Annotated in this window: 20 protein-coding genes; 17 read left to right on the forward strand and 3 right to left on the reverse strand. The window is 37.8% G+C overall.

Features of this window, described 5'->3' with window-relative positions; translation table 11 throughout:
• The first annotated feature begins 41 nt into the window (after positions 1 to 41).
• The 13 genes from I2484_RS09190 (at position 42) to I2484_RS09240 (ending at position 14,104) form a co-directional block, all read left to right on the forward strand.
• Entirely contained in the window at positions 42 to 1,514 is a 1,473-nt protein-coding gene (locus I2484_RS09190; protein ID WP_207150741.1) for an extracellular solute-binding protein, read from the forward strand.
• Positions 1,515 to 1,526: 12 nt separating this feature from the next.
• On the forward strand, positions 1,527 to 2,678 hold the full coding sequence (locus I2484_RS09195; RefSeq protein WP_207150742.1) for an ADP-ribosylglycohydrolase family protein: 1,152 nt from the start codon (positions 1,527 to 1,529) through the stop codon (positions 2,676 to 2,678).
• Positions 2,679 to 2,698: 20 nt separating this feature from the next.
• On the forward strand, positions 2,699 to 4,798 hold the full coding sequence (locus I2484_RS09200; RefSeq protein ID WP_207150743.1) for an ADP-ribosylglycohydrolase family protein: 2,100 nt from the start codon (positions 2,699 to 2,701) through the stop codon (positions 4,796 to 4,798).
• A gap of 251 nt (positions 4,799 to 5,049) precedes the next feature.
• Positions 5,050 to 5,808: a Cof-type HAD-IIB family hydrolase gene (locus I2484_RS09205; RefSeq protein ID WP_207150744.1), complete on the forward strand. Its 759-nt coding sequence runs from the start codon at positions 5,050 to 5,052 to the stop codon at positions 5,806 to 5,808.
• A 114-nt stretch (positions 5,809 to 5,922) separates the two neighbouring features.
• Entirely contained in the window at positions 5,923 to 6,051 is a 129-nt protein-coding gene (locus tag I2484_RS21470; protein ID WP_255551259.1) for a hypothetical protein, read from the forward strand.
• Between the two features lie 163 nt (positions 6,052 to 6,214).
• The gene (locus I2484_RS09210; RefSeq protein WP_207150745.1) at positions 6,215 to 6,928 is read left to right on the forward strand and encodes a ZinT family metal-binding protein; all 714 of its coding nucleotides are present in this window, start codon (positions 6,215 to 6,217) and stop codon (positions 6,926 to 6,928) included.
• A gap of 774 nt (positions 6,929 to 7,702) precedes the next feature.
• Positions 7,703 to 9,298, forward strand: coding sequence for an aspartate:alanine exchanger family transporter (locus I2484_RS09215; RefSeq protein WP_207150746.1), 1,596 nt, complete (start codon positions 7,703 to 7,705; stop codon positions 9,296 to 9,298).
• Between the two features lie 215 nt (positions 9,299 to 9,513).
• A complete protein-coding gene (locus I2484_RS09220) occupies positions 9,514 to 9,816 on the forward strand; it encodes an ArsR/SmtB family transcription factor (RefSeq protein WP_207150747.1) in 303 nt (100 codons plus the stop codon).
• Between the two features lie 446 nt (positions 9,817 to 10,262).
• On the forward strand, positions 10,263 to 11,282 hold the full coding sequence (locus I2484_RS09225) for an aldo/keto reductase (protein WP_207150748.1): 1,020 nt from the start codon (positions 10,263 to 10,265) through the stop codon (positions 11,280 to 11,282).
• Between the two features lies 1 nt (position 11,283).
• On the forward strand, positions 11,284 to 11,703 hold the full coding sequence (locus tag I2484_RS09230) for an SRPBCC family protein (RefSeq protein WP_207150749.1): 420 nt from the start codon (positions 11,284 to 11,286) through the stop codon (positions 11,701 to 11,703).
• 525 nt (positions 11,704 to 12,228) lie between these two features.
• Positions 12,229 to 12,399: a hypothetical protein gene (locus I2484_RS21825; protein ID WP_346014173.1), complete on the forward strand. Its 171-nt coding sequence runs from the start codon at positions 12,229 to 12,231 to the stop codon at positions 12,397 to 12,399.
• Positions 12,329 to 13,606, forward strand: coding sequence for a PepSY-associated TM helix domain-containing protein (locus I2484_RS09235; RefSeq protein WP_346014172.1), 1,278 nt, complete (start codon positions 12,329 to 12,331; stop codon positions 13,604 to 13,606). The genes I2484_RS21825 and I2484_RS09235 overlap by 71 nt, the downstream gene beginning before the upstream one ends.
• Positions 13,607 to 13,633: 27 nt before the next feature.
• Positions 13,634 to 14,104, forward strand: a complete 471-nt coding sequence (locus tag I2484_RS09240; RefSeq protein WP_207150750.1) for a FixH family protein — start codon at positions 13,634 to 13,636, stop codon at positions 14,102 to 14,104.
• Between the two features lie 87 nt (positions 14,105 to 14,191).
• Here the strand turns inward: I2484_RS09240 and I2484_RS09245 are convergent, their stop codons facing one another.
• Complete coding sequence (locus tag I2484_RS09245) at positions 14,192 to 14,359, reverse strand: hypothetical protein (RefSeq protein WP_207150751.1); 168 nt, start codon at positions 14,357 to 14,359, stop codon at positions 14,192 to 14,194.
• A gap of 165 nt (positions 14,360 to 14,524) precedes the next feature.
• A complete protein-coding gene (locus I2484_RS09250) occupies positions 14,525 to 15,742 on the reverse strand; it encodes an eIF2A family protein (protein ID WP_207150752.1) in 1,218 nt (405 codons plus the stop codon).
• Between the two features lie 387 nt (positions 15,743 to 16,129).
• On the opposite strand from I2484_RS09250, the gene I2484_RS09255 reads away from it, so the two are divergent.
• From I2484_RS09255 to I2484_RS09265, 3 genes are all read left to right on the forward strand, one after another.
• Entirely contained in the window at positions 16,130 to 16,579 is a 450-nt protein-coding gene (locus I2484_RS09255; protein ID WP_207150753.1) for a hypothetical protein, read from the forward strand.
• A 190-nt stretch (positions 16,580 to 16,769) separates the two neighbouring features.
• On the forward strand, positions 16,770 to 17,507 hold the full coding sequence (locus I2484_RS09260) for a hypothetical protein (protein ID WP_207150754.1): 738 nt from the start codon (positions 16,770 to 16,772) through the stop codon (positions 17,505 to 17,507).
• 80 nt (positions 17,508 to 17,587) lie between these two features.
• The gene (locus I2484_RS09265) at positions 17,588 to 17,770 is read left to right on the forward strand and encodes a hypothetical protein (RefSeq protein WP_207150755.1); all 183 of its coding nucleotides are present in this window, start codon (positions 17,588 to 17,590) and stop codon (positions 17,768 to 17,770) included.
• A 388-nt stretch (positions 17,771 to 18,158) separates the two neighbouring features.
• On the opposite strand, the gene I2484_RS09270 is transcribed toward I2484_RS09265, so the two are convergent.
• Complete coding sequence (locus I2484_RS09270; protein ID WP_207150756.1) at positions 18,159 to 19,097, reverse strand: catalase family peroxidase; 939 nt, start codon at positions 19,095 to 19,097, stop codon at positions 18,159 to 18,161.
• Positions 19,098 to 19,511: 414 nt separating this feature from the next.
• Between I2484_RS09270 and I2484_RS09275 the strand changes: the two genes are divergently transcribed.
• The gene (locus I2484_RS09275) at positions 19,512 to 20,600 is read left to right on the forward strand and encodes an endospore germination permease (RefSeq protein ID WP_207150757.1); all 1,089 of its coding nucleotides are present in this window, start codon (positions 19,512 to 19,514) and stop codon (positions 20,598 to 20,600) included.
• Positions 20,601 to 20,608 lie beyond the last annotated feature (8 nt).

The raw sequence follows: 20,608 nt of genomic DNA on the forward strand, positions 1-20,608 counted from the left end.
TGGTAATTACTTTGGTATTTAAAAAAAGGGGAGGAAAAGAAATGAAAAAACTTTTTTTAGCGTTTGTGATGATTTTAATGATCGGGGTACTAGCAGCTTGTACAAATTCAGAAAAAGCGGAAAAAGAAACGCCTGTTAAGGAGGGGGAAACACCTGCTGAAGTTGGCAAAACAACTATTAAGGTTGTATTTAAAGATGATGGTCCATCAAATCCCGTCGCTGTAACCTATTATGAAAAGTTAGCTGAGGGATTAAAGAAAGATATGGATTTGGATGTGGAATTTGAACTTGTAGAGGTTGCACAAGGTGACTACGCTGAAAAATTAAATTTATTGTTATATAGTGGCGAAATACCTGACCTGATTTATTTCCAAGGTGCAGACCAACAAATAGCTGATCAGGGGCTATTAGAAGATTTAACACCTTACATTGAGAAATCGAAATACATTAAATCAACAATGAATCCACATAACGAAGCTAGAATGAAAAACTATCCGTACTTACTTTGGATTAAACCACTTGATCCTCGTGTTCCCGTAGTAAGAAAAGATTGGTTTGATCAAGCAAGTACTTCCGCTGCATTAGTAGAAAATCCGACGGTAGAGAACTATCGAGCATTTTTCGACGAAATTGTAAAAATCGGAAAATCTACAAGTGCTGTGACTGTTGCTGGGGACATACGTGAGTTGGATTATACTTTTGATATGGCTTTTGGTATCAATCAAACATGGTTAGATAATAACAATGGTTTCGAACATTTCAAAGTGTCTTCGCAAACAAAAAATAAATTAAAGTTTTATCGAGAGTTGTATGAGGATGGTTTACTTGATCAACAATATTTAACGAAAAAACATGATACTAAACAAGAAGTGTTTTATAAGGGAGAAACTGCAGTTATCCCAGGAACAAATGGGAAAGTAATTGATATCTATAACGATAGAATGATAGTACTAAACGGCGAAAAGTCGGAATTGGAAGTTTTACCTCCGGCAAAGGGAGAGTATCAAGGTTTTGGAGCCACAGATATCTCGAAAGAATCTAGAGGGGTTGCAATATCATCTCAATCCAAGAATAAAGAGATAGTATTTGAAGTCCTTGATTACTTAGCAAGTCCTGAAGGTCAAAAATTGGATAGATTAGGTTTTGAAGGAGAACATTATAATATTGTTGATGGCAAAATTGAACTTACAGAAAAATATTATGGTGATTGGTATGCACGCTACTGGGAACCCAATAAAACTGAGTTTGATCTATCACCAAAAACGCCCCTTTTAGGTGAAGCGGCAGCAAAATCTATAGAAATGGTTGAAAGCTACTATAGTGAAGATAATGCTTTTGTATTACCAGAAGAATATATTGCCCAGTGGGATGCAATGGAAAACTTGTACAAAGAGTATTCTGCAGATATTATTACTGGGAAAAAACCATTGGATGCTTTCGATGAATATGTTGAAAAGTGGTATGCAGCTGGTGGTGAATCACTAACTAAATATGCTAATGACAATATAAAATAAGGAGTTAAATAAATGATTGATTTTCAAGAGCGAGTTAAGGGTGTACTACTATCAACGGCGTTAGGTGATGCGCTTGGCGCGCCTGTTGAAAAGTTGAGTTATGCAGAAATTAAAGAAAAATATGGGAGAGTAGAGTCTCTTCACACTAAGTGGTATAAGGATGATTTGAGCTCTGATGAGAGCCTCGGGAAATCGAGGGGAAATGGAATTGTTACAGATGATACCTTAATGACGTTAGCGTTATGTAATGTTTATCAGATAGAAAAAAGACATTTGGATGCTTATGATATGGCGAATGAATTTGCTAAAGAAATTGCTTTCAGAAAAGTATATATTCCCGAATTTGATCGAGAGACGATGTTAATTGAACGCCTATTTTATCCGGAGAAACATATCTTTTTACGAAATGTTTTAGCAAACTGTGATCCCAGAGAAGGCGGATATGGCAACATGATAAATTGCGGTGCAGCCATGTATATTGCTCCTATTGGGATTGTAAATGCAGGAAATCCTAAAGGGGCATATGATGAAGCAATTTCATTTGCTATGGCTCACCAAGCGAGTTATGGATTAGAAGCAGCAGGAGTTTTGGCTGCTTGTGTATCCAAGGCTTTTGAACAAGATACAACGATTGAGGAAATAGTTGAGGTAGCCATACATTATGCAAAAGATGGAACCAAAGCAGCTATTAAAGCAATAACCGATCTCGCTAAAGAGCTTAGGAGAAATAATGCATCTATTGATGAAGTTGTAGCATCATTTCATAATTGTCTCGAAAACTTTTCACCTATGAAAAATGATGTTCATAGAAAAATGGAGAAGTTAGGCATACCATCTAATCACTACACACCAAGCAGGTTGTGGTCCATAGAGGAACTCCCGATAGCATTGGGATTCATCGTCTATAATAACGGAGAATTTTATAAAACTATATATGATGGCATTAATTCAGGACGTGATACTGACTCTATTGGCGTTATGATTGGCGTTATTTTAGGAGCTATGTATGGTTCATCTGCCATTACTGACGAAGATATCGAGACGCTAGAAGCTGCAAATCATTTAGATTTTAATAAACTCACAAACTCATTTAGTGAAGTAGCAAAAAATATTATTTCAAGTGATATTCATAATATGGAGAAGGTGAAAAAAATACTTAGATAATTTAAGGAGGAGGTATTCTGGTGTTACCGAACAATTATATAGAAAAAATATATTCAGGATTTATTGGAATGAATGCCGGTATTAGATTAGGGGTACCTGTCGAGCCAACAGAATGGACTCCTGAAATTATTCGTGATGTATACGGGGAAATAAAGGGTTACCTGAAAGATTACAAAACATTTTCTGCAGATGATGATGCTAATGGTCCTGTTTTTTTTATAAGGGCGTTAATTGATGAGAAAAAAAGTGACAAGCTAGAACCCCAGGATGTTGCAAAAGCTTGGTTGAACTATTCTCGTGAAGGAATTGGGATGTTTTGGTGGGGCGGCGAGGGAATTAGCACTGAACATACAGCATACTTAAACCTAGAAAAGGGGATTCCAGCTCCCCTTTCTGGTTCTTCTGAAACGAACGGACTTGTGATGTCTGAACAAATTGGTGGACAGATATTCATCGATACTTGGGGGCTGTTATTCCCGAATAACCCAAGTAAGGCGGCAGATTATGCTGAAATTGCCGCAAGTGTATCACATGATAAAAATGGTTTATATGGTGCCAGGTTTATTGCAGCATGTATAGCTAGTGCTTTTTCAGCTACCACTATAGCAACAATTATTGAGGAAGGGTTAAACGTAATTCCTCAGGACTCAACCTATGCCGCCGTCGTTCGAAAAGTTCAAGAATTTCACGGTGAATATCCGAATGATTTTTTGAAGTGTAGAAATTATCTAGAGCAAGAATGGGGATATGATAAATATACTGGCGTATGTCATATCATTCCTAACGCGGGTGTATGTGTATTATCGCTTCTCTACGGGAATGGCAATCTTGCACGTACAATAGAAATTGCAACAATGTGTGGATGGGACACTGATTGCAATGCGGGAAATGTAGGAACTGTTGTAGGTGTTTTTGTAGGCATAAATGAAATTCCTGATAACTACCGAAAACCTATAAATGATTTTATTGCTACCTCTAGTGCCTCAGGTTATTTAAATATAGTAGATATTCCTACTTTCGTAAAATCACTCGCTTTATTAGGCTATAGCCAAGCAAAAGAGCAAGCTCCAGCATCTTTAGTAAGCAGTTATAAAGAAGAAGAAGTATATTTTGATTTTTCTCTCCCTGGATCTACACATGGATTTAAAACTAATTATTCATTTAAAACCTTTTTGAAACACAATTCGAGACAAGGTTATAAGACGCCTGGGGTATTAGAAATATTTTTAGACCGAATGATTAAAGGCGAAAAAAGTAGAGTGTATTATAAGACATTTTACCGTAGAGAAGATTTTAATGATGAAAAATATAAACCAACATTTGCTCCTATAGCATATAGTGGTCAAACTGTTTCAGCGAAGGTTTTAACTGAACGTTTTCGAGGAGAAGAAATTCAGATAACACCATATGTGCGTAATACCTATACAAAGGAAATAATAGAACTAAATAAAATGGTTCTAATCGATAATGAATGGCAAACAATTGAATTTATAATACCTAAAACAGATGGGACTTTTGTGGATGAAGTAGGGTTTATTTTTGAAAGTCCTTCCACGCTAACAAATAGAGCATTTGGCAAAGTCTATTTAGATGAATTTCATATATATGGTACACCAGACTATTCAATTAACTTTTCAAAGCAATCCATAGAATTCTTAAGTGTAACTCCTTTTTCTCATCATAGAGGGAATTGGGGATTGCAGGATGATGCGATGGTGGTTGAAAGTGAGACAGACTGTGCTTCCTTTACAGGCCATTATTATATGAGAGATGCTACTATTCGAGCAACATTAACTCCGACTAAAGGTTACCATCATGCATTAATTTTTCGTGCAGAAGGTGTGAAGAGATATTATCAAATTGGGTTTGATGGAAAGGGGAAAGTATCTCTTTATGTACAGGACTTCGGACTATCTTTATTAAAGAGTGCTTCATATAACTGGGAATTAGGAGAAAGCTATAGATTTGAACTAACGTGTCGAGGAAATGATATAGGATTTTCCATAAACAGTAAGGAAGTCATGAATCATAGTGATTCAAGATATTCTCATGGCATGTTTGGATTTTCTCTGACTGAAAAAGGCGCAACTTCTTTTAAGAACATCGTGGTGAATCCTTAAAGTACTATTCTCTTATAAAGAGGTTGTTGATAAATTCAAGAGTTGTGAGGAATAAAGAACGTAGGTAAGTTGAACAAATCAATATCTATATGAAATGGGAAGAAGCATCTTTCAAGGAATTATTAATTCCGAATTTATAATTTACTTTTATTTAGTTTTTAGTAGGAGGATGAAAAAAGAGGCTAGAATGGTAATGTTCATAGAAAATATGTTTGAAATTCCAATGCCTCGTGGAGAAGGGATAAGATAGTATGGTGAATTATCGTTTGTTAGTTTTGGATTTAGATGGAACAGTACTGACTCGAGATGGTCAAATCACTGATGAATCAAAATTATGGATATCCCGAGCAATAGCAGCCGGGGTTGTAGTGATTCTTGCTACTGGTCGAGGTCTGCATCAAGAAATTGAAGCTTTCCGTGAAGCATTAGATTTAGATACCCCTATGGTATTGGCTAATGGAGGGGAAATTTGGGAGGGAACTGGAAAGATTTTAGAGCGATACTATATTAGTAAAGAAGATATTCGCATGTTGCACAGTATATCAATCGAAGCGAAGGCCGAATTTGGTGGTTACAGCGTTGAAAAAGGACCTGATGAAAAGGATATATGGACCGATGAAATGTTTGATTTTGATTGGATAACATTTAGTATTCGTCATGAAAATCCGAATGCATTAGACCATCTAAAAAAGCACGTTGAAAATTCAGCTACGTTGGAAGTCATTAGTTCTGCATCTGCCAATATGGATTTCTCATTAAAAGGGATCTCCAAAGAATCAGGTGTAAGAAGGGTTTGTGAGTATCTAAATATCGAGATGGAAAGTGTTATGGCAATAGGAGATAACCTTAATGACTTCAAATTAATTCAGTCTGCTGGATTAGGCATTGCTATGGGAAATGCTGATGATAAGCTAAAACAAGTAGCAGATCAGGTAACAGCTTCGAATGAAGAAGATGGAGTTGCGAAGGCAATTAAACGTTATTTATTCGAAGAAAAAGATGCGGTGTAATAGAAGAAGCTACTAAAAGTAACATGTGCAGGTTGATAAGAAACATAAAGATTAAAATGAGTCAAAAGTAATTCCGCCCATTGTAATAGAAATTACAATGGGGGGAATTTTAGTGTGCCCGGAAATTTTTTGATACAACAGGTAACTGAAATTAAAGCAACACAATACTTGAGCACTAAACAGTATGAATGGATACAAAAACCAAGCATTGCTGCATCTTTAAGTGAACGGATGGCGACGTAAAGTAGCATCGATTAAGTCATGGCTGAAACTAATCGCAGAGGAACTTAGCCATAATATACGTATTTTTTTAATAGTAATCATTACGATTTATATTGACGACAGCAAAAGTTGGATATATAATCGTAAAGCGGAATGATTACTATTTAGAGAAGAGGTATGAGGAATGAAGAGTACAACAGTAAAATGGGTAAGTATACTAACAGTGAGCTCGATACTTGTAGGGTGTCAAGCTGTAGATTCGAAAGAAGAGATTACTAGTAGCGAAGCGTTAACGACAACGCAAGACGTTGATAGTCATTCACATGAAAGTGAGCACAATCACGCACACGATGAAGAAACAGAAAAAATTCACGCTGGGTATTTTGAAGATAGCCAAGTACATGAGCGTTCGCTTTCTGATTGGGAAGGGGACTGGCAATCTGTGTATCCATATTTACTAGACGGAACGTTAGATGAGGTATTTGCTCATAAAGTGCAACAGAATGAAGCTATGACAGCACAAGAATATAAATCGTATTACGACGTAGGATATAAAACCGATACTGAGCGTATCGTTATTCAAGGAAATACTGTGACGTTTTTCAACAATGGAGAGGCTAATACAGGTGAGTATCAATCCGATGGATACGAAATTCTCACATATGAAGCAGGGAATAAAGGGGTAAGGTATATATTTAAATTGGTAGAACCAACGAAAGGGATCCCTCAGTATATTCAATTTAGTGATCATAGTATCTCACCAAATGATGCGGATCATTATCATTTGTATTGGGGTGATGATCGCAAAGATTTAGTAGAGGAAGTAATTAATTGGCCTACATTTTACCCGTCAGAATTGGATGGGCATGCGATTGCACATGAGATGATGGCACATTAATTTTACCGTTCATGGCAGTAGTCCATTTTAAAAGTATGTTTGAATCCTCAAAACATTGTACCGTAAAATAAAGACAGTTGATCCTACTGGACGCAGTGAATTACTTTTCACTGCGTAAATTCGGACAAAATATGCTGCGTAGTAAACAAAAGACATGGAAATTAATCATCGATTTTAGAAATGCTAAACGATCGTTTTGGTACTGCATTCACGCATACGTAAGTAGACTCTAGGATCCGCTGGAGGCCGCCCCTCTTTTTATAAAGAGGCTTTATTTTTTCCTCAACAATGGAATCGTCCATGTGATTGATACAATCAATGAGATCCACATTAATAGGTGCTGCCTGTGCGTGGGTTAATTAAGGTACAACTCAGAATTAATTCGAATTATGTGCTTTACAGGTAACTGGGATGAAACTATCGGTTCGCCGTGAACGGTGATATTGACCACTTAGCTATCCCGATTTCTTAACGGAACATACTAGACTTTATTATAGGTACAAGTTTCAAAATAGTATCCATCCCATTCTTTTAGGGTAGACTTTGTTTGAAATACAGAAAGCCATTGATAAGACGCGTGGATTTGCATCAATGATAAAACAAGCATCACCAGGATTTATCTATACTTTCCAAACCCCTTGAAATTACTAACTTCATATCCATTTCTATACCAAGCCTTCGTAATTCTGATTAAATCAAGTCCCTGAATCTAATTTCTCATAACAACAGCCTCCTGTTGTAAACAGGGGGTTAGGTCTTTTGGAGGTGCATGTCATGGAGTTCATACAATCATTGCTCGGCGAACCACTGATCCTACTGTTCGCTATTCTTTTCTTAGGTTCATGGTTCGGTATGCTCACCATACGCGGTCTTAGCCTTGGTGCAGCTGGTGTTTTGTTGGTTGCAATGATATTCGGACATTTCGGTTATGCAGTGTCGCCTATTGTGCAAAATCTTGGATTGAGTCTGTTCATTGTGGCAATTGGTTTACAAGCAGGGCCACGGTTTTTCCGGATGATGCGATCAAGCGGCCTGATTTTTGGTATTTTATCGCTTGTCATTATACTAATTTCCGTTGTGACAACCATTGTTGTCGCCAAAGTATTTCAGTTGTCTCCCGCGCTTAGCGTAGGGTTGATGACGGGTGCATTGACAAGTACACCTGGTCTTGCTGCAGCGTTACAGGCAACGCATGATCCACTTGCATCGGTAGGATACGGAATTGCTTATCCGTTCGGTGTTTTGGCGGTTGTGTTATTCGTGCAGCTATTACCGCGGATCGTCAAGGTTGATTTACACAAAGACTTGGAGGAAACGACGAATCCAATCAGGACAGTCGATTCCCCTGTTGTCAAGACGATTAACGTGACGAACCCTGTACTCCATAAGCGAATCCTAGGTGAGCTTGACTTCAGCGAGCATGCAGCCGTTGTAAGTCGTGTAATTCGCGGAAGCCATACGATGATTGCAATGAGCGATACAGTCGTTTTGTTAGGCGATCATCTGGTCGTAGTCGGTAACGTGTCTAAAATGGACGGTGTCATCGCATATGTAGGTAATTCAGTCGAGACAGATCTTGAAAATCCGGATAATATCCACTTGCGTAAAGTGACGGTTGACTCGGATGACGTCATCGGTAAAAGTTTAAGGGATATGCGATTAAGGAAGAACTATGGAACGACTGTGACACGAATTGTACGCGATGGCATTGAATTGAATCAGAACCCAAACTTGCCGTTATTACGGGGGGATGTACTGACGATTGTTAGTACAGAAAGACGTCTTGAGGAAGTGGAAAAACTGTTCACACGCAAAAAACATGCAGTGACGAACATTGATATCTTTTCGATTAGCATCACGTTATTGCTTGGAATCCTAGTCGGGATGGTGCCAATCCACCTTCCCGGACTTGGCACCATTAAACTAGGGGTTGCGGGCGGACCGCTTTTCGTAGCTTTAATCATCGGGCATTTCGGCAAACTTGGTCCAGTCCATGTGCGCTATTACGGGCCATCCAATCATGTCATAAGGGAACTGGGACTTGTTTTATTCCTAGCTGGCGCGGGTACAACTGCGGGCGCAGGCATCGTGGAAGTCATTCGGACGGAAGGTGTGAAGTTGCTGTTAGGCGGCACACTCATCACGATTATACCAATCTTTGTTGGTTACTTTTTCGCACGTAAGTTGTTCAAACTTAGCATCGTGCATTCACTTGGAGGATTATGCGGAGGTATGACAAGTACACCGGGACTTGGTGCGCTAAACCAACTGATTGATTCCGAGGATCCGGCGATTGCTTATGCCGCAGCCTACCCATTTGCCTTGATTTTTGTCGCAATTGCTTCACAGCTCATCGTTTTCTTCTTGTAGCATCCATGACTTCTACTATTCATAATCCCCTATCTATTTTATTCATAGGTGTTACCTGTGCATGGCGTAATTCAAACACAATTCAGAGTTAGTTGGCATTGCGTGGTACACAGTAAACGGGGATTGAAGGTCGTTCTCATGAAGACGAAGCTAGCTAGAAAATAAGTTAATTAAATACAACTTGACATATCGCGATATGACGATATAATAAGAGTATGAAACCAATTGATGTGTTTAAAGCATTGTCTAATGAAACAAGGTTGCAAATATTAGAATGGTTAAAAGAGCCCGAGAAACATTTTACGTCTCAGGAAGTAAATGATTTTCAAAATGTCGGAGTGTGTGTAACACAGTTCCATGAAAAATTAAAAGTTACACAATCAACGGCATCTCAGCATCTTTCCATTCTACATCGAGCTGGCCTTGTGATCACAAGTCGTCGTGGGAAATGGACATATTATAAGAGGAATGAAGAAGCTTTTCATCAACTTAAAGAGATGATTGGACATGAAATATAGGAGTTAATGGAGATCTCTATACGTATGTTAAGGATTTCTATTTTACTATCATATCGCATGTTCAATATCTCTTCTGTCCTTTATCTATTATGATTGCTGACTATAATTAGCGGTTTTCAATTCGGTTTTTTTTGCAACAACATATCGTCATTACCTTAAGTGACGATGTATACAATAGAGAGGTCTTCTTTTTTTGTGACGTCACATCGTCATTTCGCGTAATGTGTTAATGAGGATGTAAACTAGCTTGATCACGGAAACCTTTTTATTATTATTATGAAGTTTAAGGAAGTGAGCGATATGTAACGATATAAAAGAATTAAATCGACAAAGACTAGGTAATATTGAAAACCATTATTTCATGCGATTAAATGATATTTGTTCATTTAACAAGTGATCTTCTGAATTAATTCATACTATACAAATAGATTTAAGGAGGATTTTATATGAGAAATGTACTACAAGGGAAATTAGGTTTTGGTACTGCACCACTGGGCAATATGTTCCGCAATATTCCGGAAGAAGAGGCTATGGCAACTGTCGATGCTGCTTGGGAGAATGGGATTCGTTACTTTGATACCGCCCCCTTCTATGGAGCCGGTTTAGCAGAGATTCGCCTTGGAGAAGCATTGTCAAAACGTAATCGTGATGAATATGTGTTGAGTACAAAGGTAGGGCGAATCATTTTAGATGAAATGGAAGACCCAGCTGCGCGAGACTTGGGAGAAAAGGGAGGACTTTTCGAATTTGGCCGCAAGAATAAAATTATTAATGACTATAGTGCCGATGCAACCCTTCGTTCTATTGAGCAGAGCTTGAAACGTTTAAAAACAGATCGTCTAGACTTTGTTTATATTCATGATATCGCGCAGGACTTTTATGGTGACGAATGGCTTTCACAATTTGAAATCGCTCGAACGGGGGCATTCCGTGTGCTTACACGTTTACGTGAAGAAGGAGTGATTAAGTCTTGGGGGCTCGGAGTGAATCGCGTAGAACCGATTGAACTTATGCTAGATCTAGAAGAAGCGAAGCCAGATGTATCCTTACTAGCCGGTCGCTATACATTATTAGATCATGAGCATGCACTTCAACGAGTGATGCCTGCTGCATTAAAAAACAATGTCGACATCGTTGTTGGTGGTCCGTACAGCTCAGGTATCCTTGCTGGAGGTACCCACTTTGAGTATCAGAAAGCATCTCCTGAAATCATTTCAAAAGTCGAGAAAATCAAGGGTATTGCACAGCGTCATGGAATTAGCATCAAGGCAGCTGCCTTACAATTTTCGCTGGCTAATCCAGCAGTCGCTGCGGTCATTCCCGGTGCTAGCCGTCCTGAGCGAATCGCAGAAGACCAGGCAGCGTTAAATACCGTTATTCCCGACGCATTTTGGCAGGAAATGCGTGAACAAAAACTGGTGGCAGCTAATGCACCACTACCAATGAATTTGAAAGGGAGTAATTAATATGGCATATACTACGACAACAATTGAAATCCCAGCTTCACCTGATAAAGTATGGGGATTAATCGGAGGATTCGACTCGCTTCCCGATTGGCTTCCTTATATACCTAGCAGTGAACTAAGCCAAGGTGGACGCGTGCGTCATCTAGCTAATCCTGATGGCAATGCGATTGTAGAACGTTTGGAAGTATTCAACAACAAAGAGCGCTACTACACCTATTCCATTATGGAAGCACCATTTCCGATCACTGATTATCTATCTACAATCCACGTTCGCGAAATTGATGGTGACAGCAAAACAGCATTAGTAGAGTGGTCCGGTAGTTTCACACCTGTAGGGGTTAGTGACGAAGAGGCGATAAATCTATTCCATGGCATCTACGCAGATGGCTTAAAGGCATTAAAACAAACGTTTCCGAAATAAACCATTCGAACAAATTTGCTCTAGATCACTGATCTAGAGTTTTTTTGTTCGAACGGTTAGCGAAATAAGAAAGTTGTTTCATTTTGCAGGACGAATGATTGTGGGGTACCTATGCGTCACGCAAAGACAAGCAATTCTCACATTTGAATAAACACACAAAAAAAGCAGACGTTCTTCAGTTATTATTATAGTGGATTAGCTGACTAGTTCCACGCACAAGTACCTGAAATTAATAATCATCTTGACCATCAATGACTGCAATACGCCTATTTTCACCTCAACTCACACGGTAATTTGGTCCTTTCTTCGGCAACCCGTAACGAAGTAGTTTATTCAATAATAGCTCATATTTATTATAGGGGTCATTATCTTCTAAATTAATAATGACCTGAAGCCTTTGCTCTATTTATCTTTTTTGCTGTAACGCCTAAACTTCATTGAATTTACACAAGTCGCATATATTATCAAATAGTTATGATAGGAGAAATAATGGGACTATTCAATAGGAAAAGGGGTCATGCCTTAATGGAAGAAGTTAACGTAAAAGCTGCTAAGAAAAACCAAAAACAAACAAACAAACAGCTCACTGTACAAAACAGTGTGGAGATGGCATCTTTATGCTGGAATAATTTTTGCTCCGTTCCTTTTTATTCTAGCTGTTACTGGTTCAATCTATTTATTCAAACCACAGATTGAACAAATGATTTATCAAGACTACTATGAAGTGACTCCACAAGGCGAGAAAGTAGCTGCATCTGCGCAAATTGAGGAAGTGAAGAACTTATATCCTGATGCTATTATCAATAAATATCGTCCTGGAGAAAATACCATGCGTTCGAGTGAGGTAAGTATTACAGCTAACGATGAGTCCCTAACCATCTTTATAGATCCTTATACCGGTGAATTTATTGGAGAGCAAAATAGTAAAGACAAAATAATGAATAAAATTGAAGAAATACATGGCGAACTAATGGCAGGCACACTAGGTGATCGAATTGTGGAGTTAGCTGCTTGTTGGGCAGTTGTGTTAATTGTTACTGGTCTTTATCTATGGTTTCCCAAAAAGAATCAGAGGCTGTCTGGAGTCCTTTATCCCAGATTTAATAAAGGGAAAAAGATACTTAGAAGAGATTTGCATGCAGTACCAGCCTTTTGGGTAACAGCAGGAATGTTATTTTTAATAATGACAGGTTTGCCCTGGTCTGGATTTTGGGGCAGTAATTTTCAATCGATAGCGACTAATTCGGGTGCAGGATATCCACCATCTATTTGGTCGGGTGATGCTCCAACTTCCATAATTAAAACAAAAGACATAGCAGAAGTTCCCTGGGCCGCAGAAAACTTAGATGTACCCCTTTCGAAAATTCAAGGTTACATCCCTTTGCCAATTGATGATGTCGTAGCGATTGCCAATCGCGAGGGGCTACATCCAAGTTATACTGTATCCATTCCGCAAGATACAGTTGGCGTCTATACATTGTCTGCTTATCCACCGAAAGCACAAGATGAAGTGACCATGCATATTGATCAATATTCTGGTGCAGTTCTAGCTGATTATCGTTATCAAAATTATGGTTTAGTCGGAAAATCTGTCGCTTGGGGAATTACCTTACATAAAGGAACACAATTTGGTTTGATTAACCAATTAGTTAGCCTTCTTATTTGTTTGGGAATTATTCTTGTTACAGTTAGCGGTTTTTATTTATGGTGGAAACGAAAACCGAAAAAAGGATCAGGTGCTCCAAAAGCTCCTAGTCTAAAGAAAATGAAGTTTTTCCTAGTTCTGTTAATTGGTTTAGGGATTTTGTTTCCATTGGTTGGCTTATCGCTTATTGTTGTGTGGCTAATTGACTGGCTAATTATTCAAAGAATAGCAGTAGTAAAGAAATTTTTGAATGCATAATTCGAAATGTAAAGGATGGATTTTGCTGTGAAAAAAAGTATAGGTATTTCTTTGATTTTGATTTTTAGCCTATTGCTAGGTGCATGTTCGCTTAAACAGGATGTCGCTAATTTATACAAACAAGAAACACCACTTGAATCAGAAATAATTATACCAGAATCCATATCAGCTAATAAACAAGAGACGATTAAGGTTATTCTTACCCAAGATGGTAAGAAGGTCGAAGGTGCAGACTATGTTCAATTTGAAATATGGAAACAAGATGGATCTGTGAAATTTGATATGGAGCAAGCTGAAGATGAGGGAAACGGTACGTACAGTTTAAGTAAAAAAATTGATAGTGAAGGTCTTTATTATATTAAAGTGCATGCGAGTAACCATGGTTCTATAATCATGCCCCAAAAACAATTTGTTATAGGGGAGCTTTCTGAAAACGAGAAAAAATTCTTGCGAAAAGGAAAACCAAAACAACAGGAAAGTCATGAAAATCATCATTAAACACGAAAAATAAATTTCTTGATTCGCCTAGAAACCTTAGCCCTTTAAATTGCAAAGTTGCTAAGGTTTCTAGTTGAATGTGTTAATTTATTTTGGCGTACGCTGTGCGTGGCGTAAAGACAAGATATTCAGACGCATGGTACAAATATTTTCATCTTCTATAAATTCTAAATTTGAAGCACAAGGTTTTGAAGTTGTTAAAGAGTTTGATAATGAATTCGATTGCCTTATTATAAAAACCTTCATTTTATCCATTTCTAGTATCCTCCTTACCATTCATTTTGAGTATCAGGTTCTCAAATTATTATCCACTTCCAATTAGTCAATTATTGGGCAAGTTTGTGGGAAATCATAAGCCTAATTCCTCGTTCAAGATAGGGAGGGAAAAGGCTTATGATAATCAACATATTCTTAAGGGCTTTACTCCGGTGTAAAAAATGTTGGAGCGTAATCTACATTTTCAAGCCATATATACTCTTGACCATTTAATGTGTTTTTTACCCATACATCACCTTTCGTGTGCCCAGCCATCTTTCGAAACCAAGTAAGGTAAGGTCCAATAACTTGAGGATCTTCTTCAAGTTCATTCTTTCCCGGAAATGAGATTTGTTTTTGCGCTCCTGTTCTTATATTTATAGCGTAAAGTGATGTGAACATAGTCGGTGTAGGTCCTTCTTTCCACTCCGTGTTTTCTTTCGCACGAGCCACAATTACCAAATCCTTAGAGTACCATTCCAAATCAAGGTCTACAAATCCTTTAGGTGTGTATTCTTCCTGTTGTTTAAATGTTGGTATTTCGGCAATCGTCGTTTTCTTGTTTTTAACAAAAAATCTTCCTTCTCCAGAAATATAAGCCAATTGATTGGTAGAAGGAGCCCACTTAAACCAGTCTTGATACCCTAACATTTTTCCCACTGCTTGAAAGTGTTTTCCTTGTGATGATAAAACACTTAACGTATTGCTATCCATGGACCAAGAAAGGGTAGGAATAACTAAAAAGCTAACCCACTTCCCATCAGAACTCCACTTAAAATAATCAGCATCAGTCCCAAACAAGTCAGGTACTTTAGTTTGAATCGTATAAAAAGGCTGCATTTTATCTTTGGCGAGATTTGCATCTACCGGAATTCTATAAAGTGGGATAGGACTCCATCCTGTTGGGAGTAAGTTGGATTCTGAGGAAACAATAAATTCTTTTCCGTTTGGAAACCATTCAAAACCACTAACACCTAATGAAACATTTTCAAATCCTTGCGGCCGGCCATTCCTGATTTTTGTCACATTTAATACACCCCGATTAGTATAGGCCAACTGATTTTTGTTCGGGGACCATTTAAAGTCAGATGTTTCGACCCTTACGTAAGGTTGGTAGCTTTCTTTTTCCTTCGTATCATAAACGAATAGGTCTGATTTTTCTCCCTTCTCATCACCGTTAATATATCCAATGAAACGACCGTCATATGACCATTTCGTAGAATACACATATTGGTTCTTCGTAATTTGTATTTCTTGACCATCCTTTTTGAGCCATAACTGATTGTCACGGATAAACACAGCTGTTAGTGGGGCTTCTGCACTTGCTATCGAAGAAAAATGAAAACAGATGAGCGTAAGTAGTAATAAAATCCGAATTCTCACGTCAATCCCTCCTACTTAAAAGAGTTACCAAATCATATTTTGCCCAAATGACTAACAACTATCCTTATTCAACGATATGGCCAGTTTCCGGAAGATTTGATTTTGGGGTACCTATAATGTGTGTCGGAAAAAGACGAACAATTCACACACCCTCAATGAGCATATAAAAAAGTAGCCATTCGCCAATTTGCCTGATTTCCATTCTATTAGTATATAATTGTAGTGAGTTAACTAATTAGTTCCGTGCACAGATACCTAAAATTAAAGACCCTTTTTTGGATGGGGATTCATTTCGCAGGAAATATATTTTTGCGTAGGATAGACTAACAAGTTTTTTCCAATGAGAGGAGTTTTATTATCGAAATTATCACTAGTAGAACATTGTCATTGTCCCTTCTTATTTATGCTTCATTGGTCGTCATCCTCTTACTTTTTACAGCGAAAACCAATTTTAATTTAACTGGTTATTCGTATGACTGGAACGAAGAAACTATGGTTTTGACGATTGAAGAGGGCTTTTGGAAGAAGAAATCCTATGATGTGGAGATTAAAGATGTCGATTCAAAACAACTATTACAACCACTACGTGATGTGATGTTACCAATTAATCAAGCCCAAAGTATGTGGAAACGTGACATTCATATTATTTCTCTTTTTATTGCAGGACTTTTTGGCTTGTTTTATTCATCATTGAGACAACTGAAAAACGTTAAGCGGTATGTGACAGTATATATTCTGATTTTCGCCCTTTTAATTAGTTGGGAGATAAAAGCTTATCAGAATCTTTATGAAGATCTCCGTATATTGTCGGATTATACGAATAGTTTAAAGGGCTGAGATTTATAAAATTCAGCCCTTTTTTTATGAGTCACTTAATTATAAGAAAAGTTTGCAACTTTAGAAATCAGTGAATCGTCTAGATAACAGATCAAACAGCGTAAGCGGAGTTTAAATAAGGGTTTTAGATAATTATGGATAAAGTGATGGAATGCAATCCTTTAAAATACATTTTTGAGAGGTGAAAGATATGGCTCTAGCTATCATTATGACACTATCGTTAGTACTTGGAGCGGCGGTAGTATTGATTTGTGGGAAAGGTAATTTCAAGGGGATGACTGCACTGTTACTTATGCTATGGGCAGGCGATTTCTTGTTTCTGTATGCGAAATTTGTAGTGGGTGACCCCTTCTTAACGTCAATTATTTATTTACCTGCGATGGTTCTGGTTGGAATTCCCGTAATTGGATTGATTATTATTGTGGTGAAAAGTAATGGAGAAAAGGATAGCGAGAAAATAGTTCGTGCGATTGTATTTTCATTAACAATGACACTGATCATTGTTTTTGTCCCTTCCTTAAAGGCAGAAGGTAAATACAAATTATATCAAAATGATTTTAATGCTGTATCAGATGTGATTTTTCAAGCGTACGATGATGGTAAAGTGTCAGTTGGAGATCATTTTTCTTCATGGTCATCTAACACAAGTAATTTTGATAATCCGGATTCTATTTATTCTAGCAATGAAATTGTGAAGAAAATGGAGAAATTAGAAAAGTCCGCTGGCGTATATGGTTATGATTTGGTAGATAAAGATGTCATCTATTTCAGTTTCGGTGCTGTTTTCCAATCAATTAGCGGAATTGCGATATCTAGAAACGGTAAGGATCTTTCTACAGATGAAACACTGGAAACGAGACCCTATGATGGTGTTCCTACGTATAGGTATATAACGGATGGTGTCTATCATTTCACCGATGGATTATAAGCAGTTATTTTTTTGATGAATACTGGTCTTGTTTTTTTGACTATTTATTCGTTCTACTAAAAGTTAGGGGGGTTTTTTGTATGGAATTATTTTGGATTGTACTAGGGGCATTATTGGGAACAAGTGGTTACGTGTGTCAGTTGACGTATATGAAAAATTTACACGAAGGAAAGGATATAAAAAAACCAAGGTTGTTAGGGATTCTATCTGTATTTTTTGCCCTTGTCATCTTTATGATGTTTATTGTATTCGGGGTGATGTGATTAGTGACAAGATAGTTATCAAACTGGTAGTTATTGTTAACTATCAACTTAAACGTAACTGACCTTTAATTTTAAAATGAAAAGGGCTTTTAGCATTGTTCCGGTAATACACCCGGTAGTTAAGTACCTTTATTTGACTTTCTGTTTAAACATTCGTCACGAAATGGCGAATCGGGTTTTCAGCCTTTCGACATACCTAACAACCTCCTGATATTAGATGCAGTAACCACTCACCCCTATATAAATTCAATGCTTATTATAATCTTTCCTTCTTGTTTGGAAATAGTAGGTACTTGCCTGTGCGTGCTGCAATTCAGACGCAATTCAAAGTCAACCAGAACTGTGTGGTGAACAGGCGATACTGGTTTATTCTTATGAGTAATTTTGTTCACTCATCCATTATTTCGACAAAATGATGTCTTCGTTTTGCTGATTCCGCATAGGCTGCCCCGCGAAAGCGAAGGACAGGATCGTCTGAACATTGAATACCGTCAGGCACGACAGTTGGATCGAATACATGAGGTTCGGCATTATCAGTTCGTCTTTCAAGTATGGATAGTGAACCAATACAAATCTTTTCGCGATTGTCTGGCCATTCTTGTGTAGAGTCATTAATAGAATCTCCTGGTTGTGCCAGTTGTATCATTAAATTGAAACGAATTGGGCCATTCTTCAAGCGTTTCACTAGCTCATCCTCCATTGGATTTCCAGTATTAGATAGAGACTTGATACGGGGAGGGGCATTACTGCTATCTATAGGCTCCCATTCGAATTTTACCGCTTGGCGTTGGTTGTTTTCAGTGATCAAATAATATGCGTGAATGCTATAGTAGCGTGCTGTTGCAAAGCTTTTCGGTGGTATACTATTTTTTAAGATTTTCGCCGCTGCATGGAAATTCGGATTATTTTTTAGAGTGAAAAGTTTCTCGGTGAATGATAGTTTATCACCCTTAACGGCTTGCAGTAATTGTATGAAATCCTCAGGCGTTTTTGTAATGAAAACCGGTACGGTGGCCATTGTAAGATTGGTGACTTTCCCTTCTGGTAATTGAAATTGAACGGACATGCCTTTTACGGGTACTAATTGTTCAGTAGTGTTGGGATTTGGTGTGCTATGTGAAAATCGTACGATTGCGGTAGTTTTTTGCTGTAGTAGATGGATAGCCGTTGTGTATGGGGCGGCACAACCATTAGGAGAGAATGTTGCATCAAATCCAATGCCTTTTGCATGTGCCCGCCGATAGGCAGGAAATAGCCCTGCTACCTCTTCAATAGTATCAATGGCCTCTACGGATGTAAGGGGACAGTTTTTTTGAACTTCGGACATGGGTAAATCACTCCTATTCATGTAAGGGTTAGAATACCCGTTTATGGTCTTTTTAAGCTGGACACATCTAAATAATTTTGGGATACCACTGTGCGAAACACAAGTCAAACAATTCACACGCCTGAATAAATATACAGAAAAGCAGACATTCGCTAATTTGTCTGCTTTTTAATTTATTATTATTAATTTATAGTGGATTTCTTGATTAGTATTACACACAGCCTACCTGAAGTTCTAGTGGATTGACGACCGATAGAGTGGAAACTGGTAGTGGTTTTGAACTTCGCTTTTTACATCTTTCTTTGAGGCTGCTGGGTTACCTACATTCAATTCTTCATGACTAGTATTCCTTGCGAATAATTCCGCGTATTTTTGTCAAGGCTGAGCAATATTAAATAGTTAGAGGGTTTTCATGTGAATAAAGCCGGGTCTATAAGTGTTCTACATGTTATTTTCTTGTCGATGACAGTGATTGGTTTGAAAAATCACGTAACCATTATTCCATCGCTGTTAACTGGCGCGGGCAGAGATGGTTGGATATCTATTCTTATAGCTACAGCTGCTATTTTCCCTTGGGTCTTTCTGTTAATTTACATTCATAAGAAATCAAATCAAGAGCATCTTACAGATTGGTTGAAATTAAAAATCGGGAAGGTTGCATCTACAATTGTCCGTTATGTGATAGCCGTCTTTTTACTCATCCTTGCTGCATTTACAATGGCCGAGACATTGCAATGGGTGTCGTCAACATTCTTACCGACAACACCTATAGTGCTACTGTTAATTGTTTACACAGTTCTTTGCATCCTACTTGTCTCAACAAACTTACAAACAATTGCAATGGTTAACGTACTCATTCTTTTTATGGTAACATTCCTTGGTTTTTTTATTGCATTTACAAATTTACAAGTAAAAGATTATAGATTACTGCGTCCCTTTTTAGAACATGGTCTTCAGCCAGTTCTAACATCGGCAGTGTTTCCAGCATCCGGGTTTGTCGAGATACTGTTATTCCTTTTCATTCAACATAAAGTTAAAAGTCGCTTTAAATGGTACCACTTTGCAATTATGCTATTCATACTAATGGGGTTAACAATAGGTCCCACTATGGGAGCTATTACGGAGTTTGGTCCAGTTGAAGCTGCAAAACAAAGATATCCCGCCTATGAAGAATGGGGACTTGGGTCGATCGGAGAGTTTATTGAACACTTTGACTTTCTATCGATTTATCAATGGCTCTCGGGTGCGTTTATAAGAGTTGGCCTTTTGTTATTCATAGCGGCAGATTTATTGAATATGAACGGAGATAGAAAACGTATTAGGAGAATACTTGGTCCTGCCCTTTTCTTTATGACATTGCCGCTATTTCTTCTGAATGACCATCTATTTCTAAAAATTAAAGGAGATTATTTATTGGTAGGTACCTTTCTTTTCATGTTCTTACTATCACTACTTTTAGGTATAGTTGCCTTCGTTTCGGGAAAAACATCTAAGAAGGTCTAAGCATAAAA

It is taken from the genome of Sporosarcina sp. E16_8 (assembly GCF_017347095.1).
Taxonomy (GTDB): Bacteria; Bacillota; Bacilli; order Bacillales_A; family Planococcaceae; genus Sporosarcina.

Coding starts and splice junctions, on each gene's coding strand:
- I2484_RS09190 (WP_207150741.1), top strand. CDS start 42: ATGAAAAAACTTTTTTTAGCGTTTGTGATGATTTTAATGATCGGGGTA.
- I2484_RS09195 (WP_207150742.1), top strand. CDS start 1,527: ATGATTGATTTTCAAGAGCGAGTTAAGGGTGTACTACTATCAACGGCG.
- I2484_RS09205 (WP_207150744.1), top strand. CDS start 5,050: ATGGTGAATTATCGTTTGTTAGTTTTGGATTTAGATGGAACAGTACTG.
- I2484_RS09210 (WP_207150745.1), top strand. CDS start 6,215: ATGAAGAGTACAACAGTAAAATGGGTAAGTATACTAACAGTGAGCTCG.
- I2484_RS09215 (WP_207150746.1), top strand. CDS start 7,703: ATGGAGTTCATACAATCATTGCTCGGCGAACCACTGATCCTACTGTTC.
- I2484_RS09220 (WP_207150747.1), top strand. CDS start 9,514: ATGAAACCAATTGATGTGTTTAAAGCATTGTCTAATGAAACAAGGTTG.
- I2484_RS09225 (WP_207150748.1), top strand. CDS start 10,263: ATGAGAAATGTACTACAAGGGAAATTAGGTTTTGGTACTGCACCACTG.
- I2484_RS09230 (WP_207150749.1), top strand. CDS start 11,284: ATGGCATATACTACGACAACAATTGAAATCCCAGCTTCACCTGATAAA.
- I2484_RS21825 (WP_346014173.1), top strand. CDS start 12,229: ATGGAAGAAGTTAACGTAAAAGCTGCTAAGAAAAACCAAAAACAAACA.
- I2484_RS09245 (WP_207150751.1), bottom strand. CDS start 14,359: ATGGATAAAATGAAGGTTTTTATAATAAGGCAATCGAATTCATTATCA.
- I2484_RS09260 (WP_207150754.1), top strand. CDS start 16,770: ATGGCTCTAGCTATCATTATGACACTATCGTTAGTACTTGGAGCGGCG.
- I2484_RS09265 (WP_207150755.1), top strand. CDS start 17,588: ATGGAATTATTTTGGATTGTACTAGGGGCATTATTGGGAACAAGTGGT.
- I2484_RS09270 (WP_207150756.1), bottom strand. CDS start 19,097: ATGTCCGAAGTTCAAAAAAACTGTCCCCTTACATCCGTAGAGGCCATT.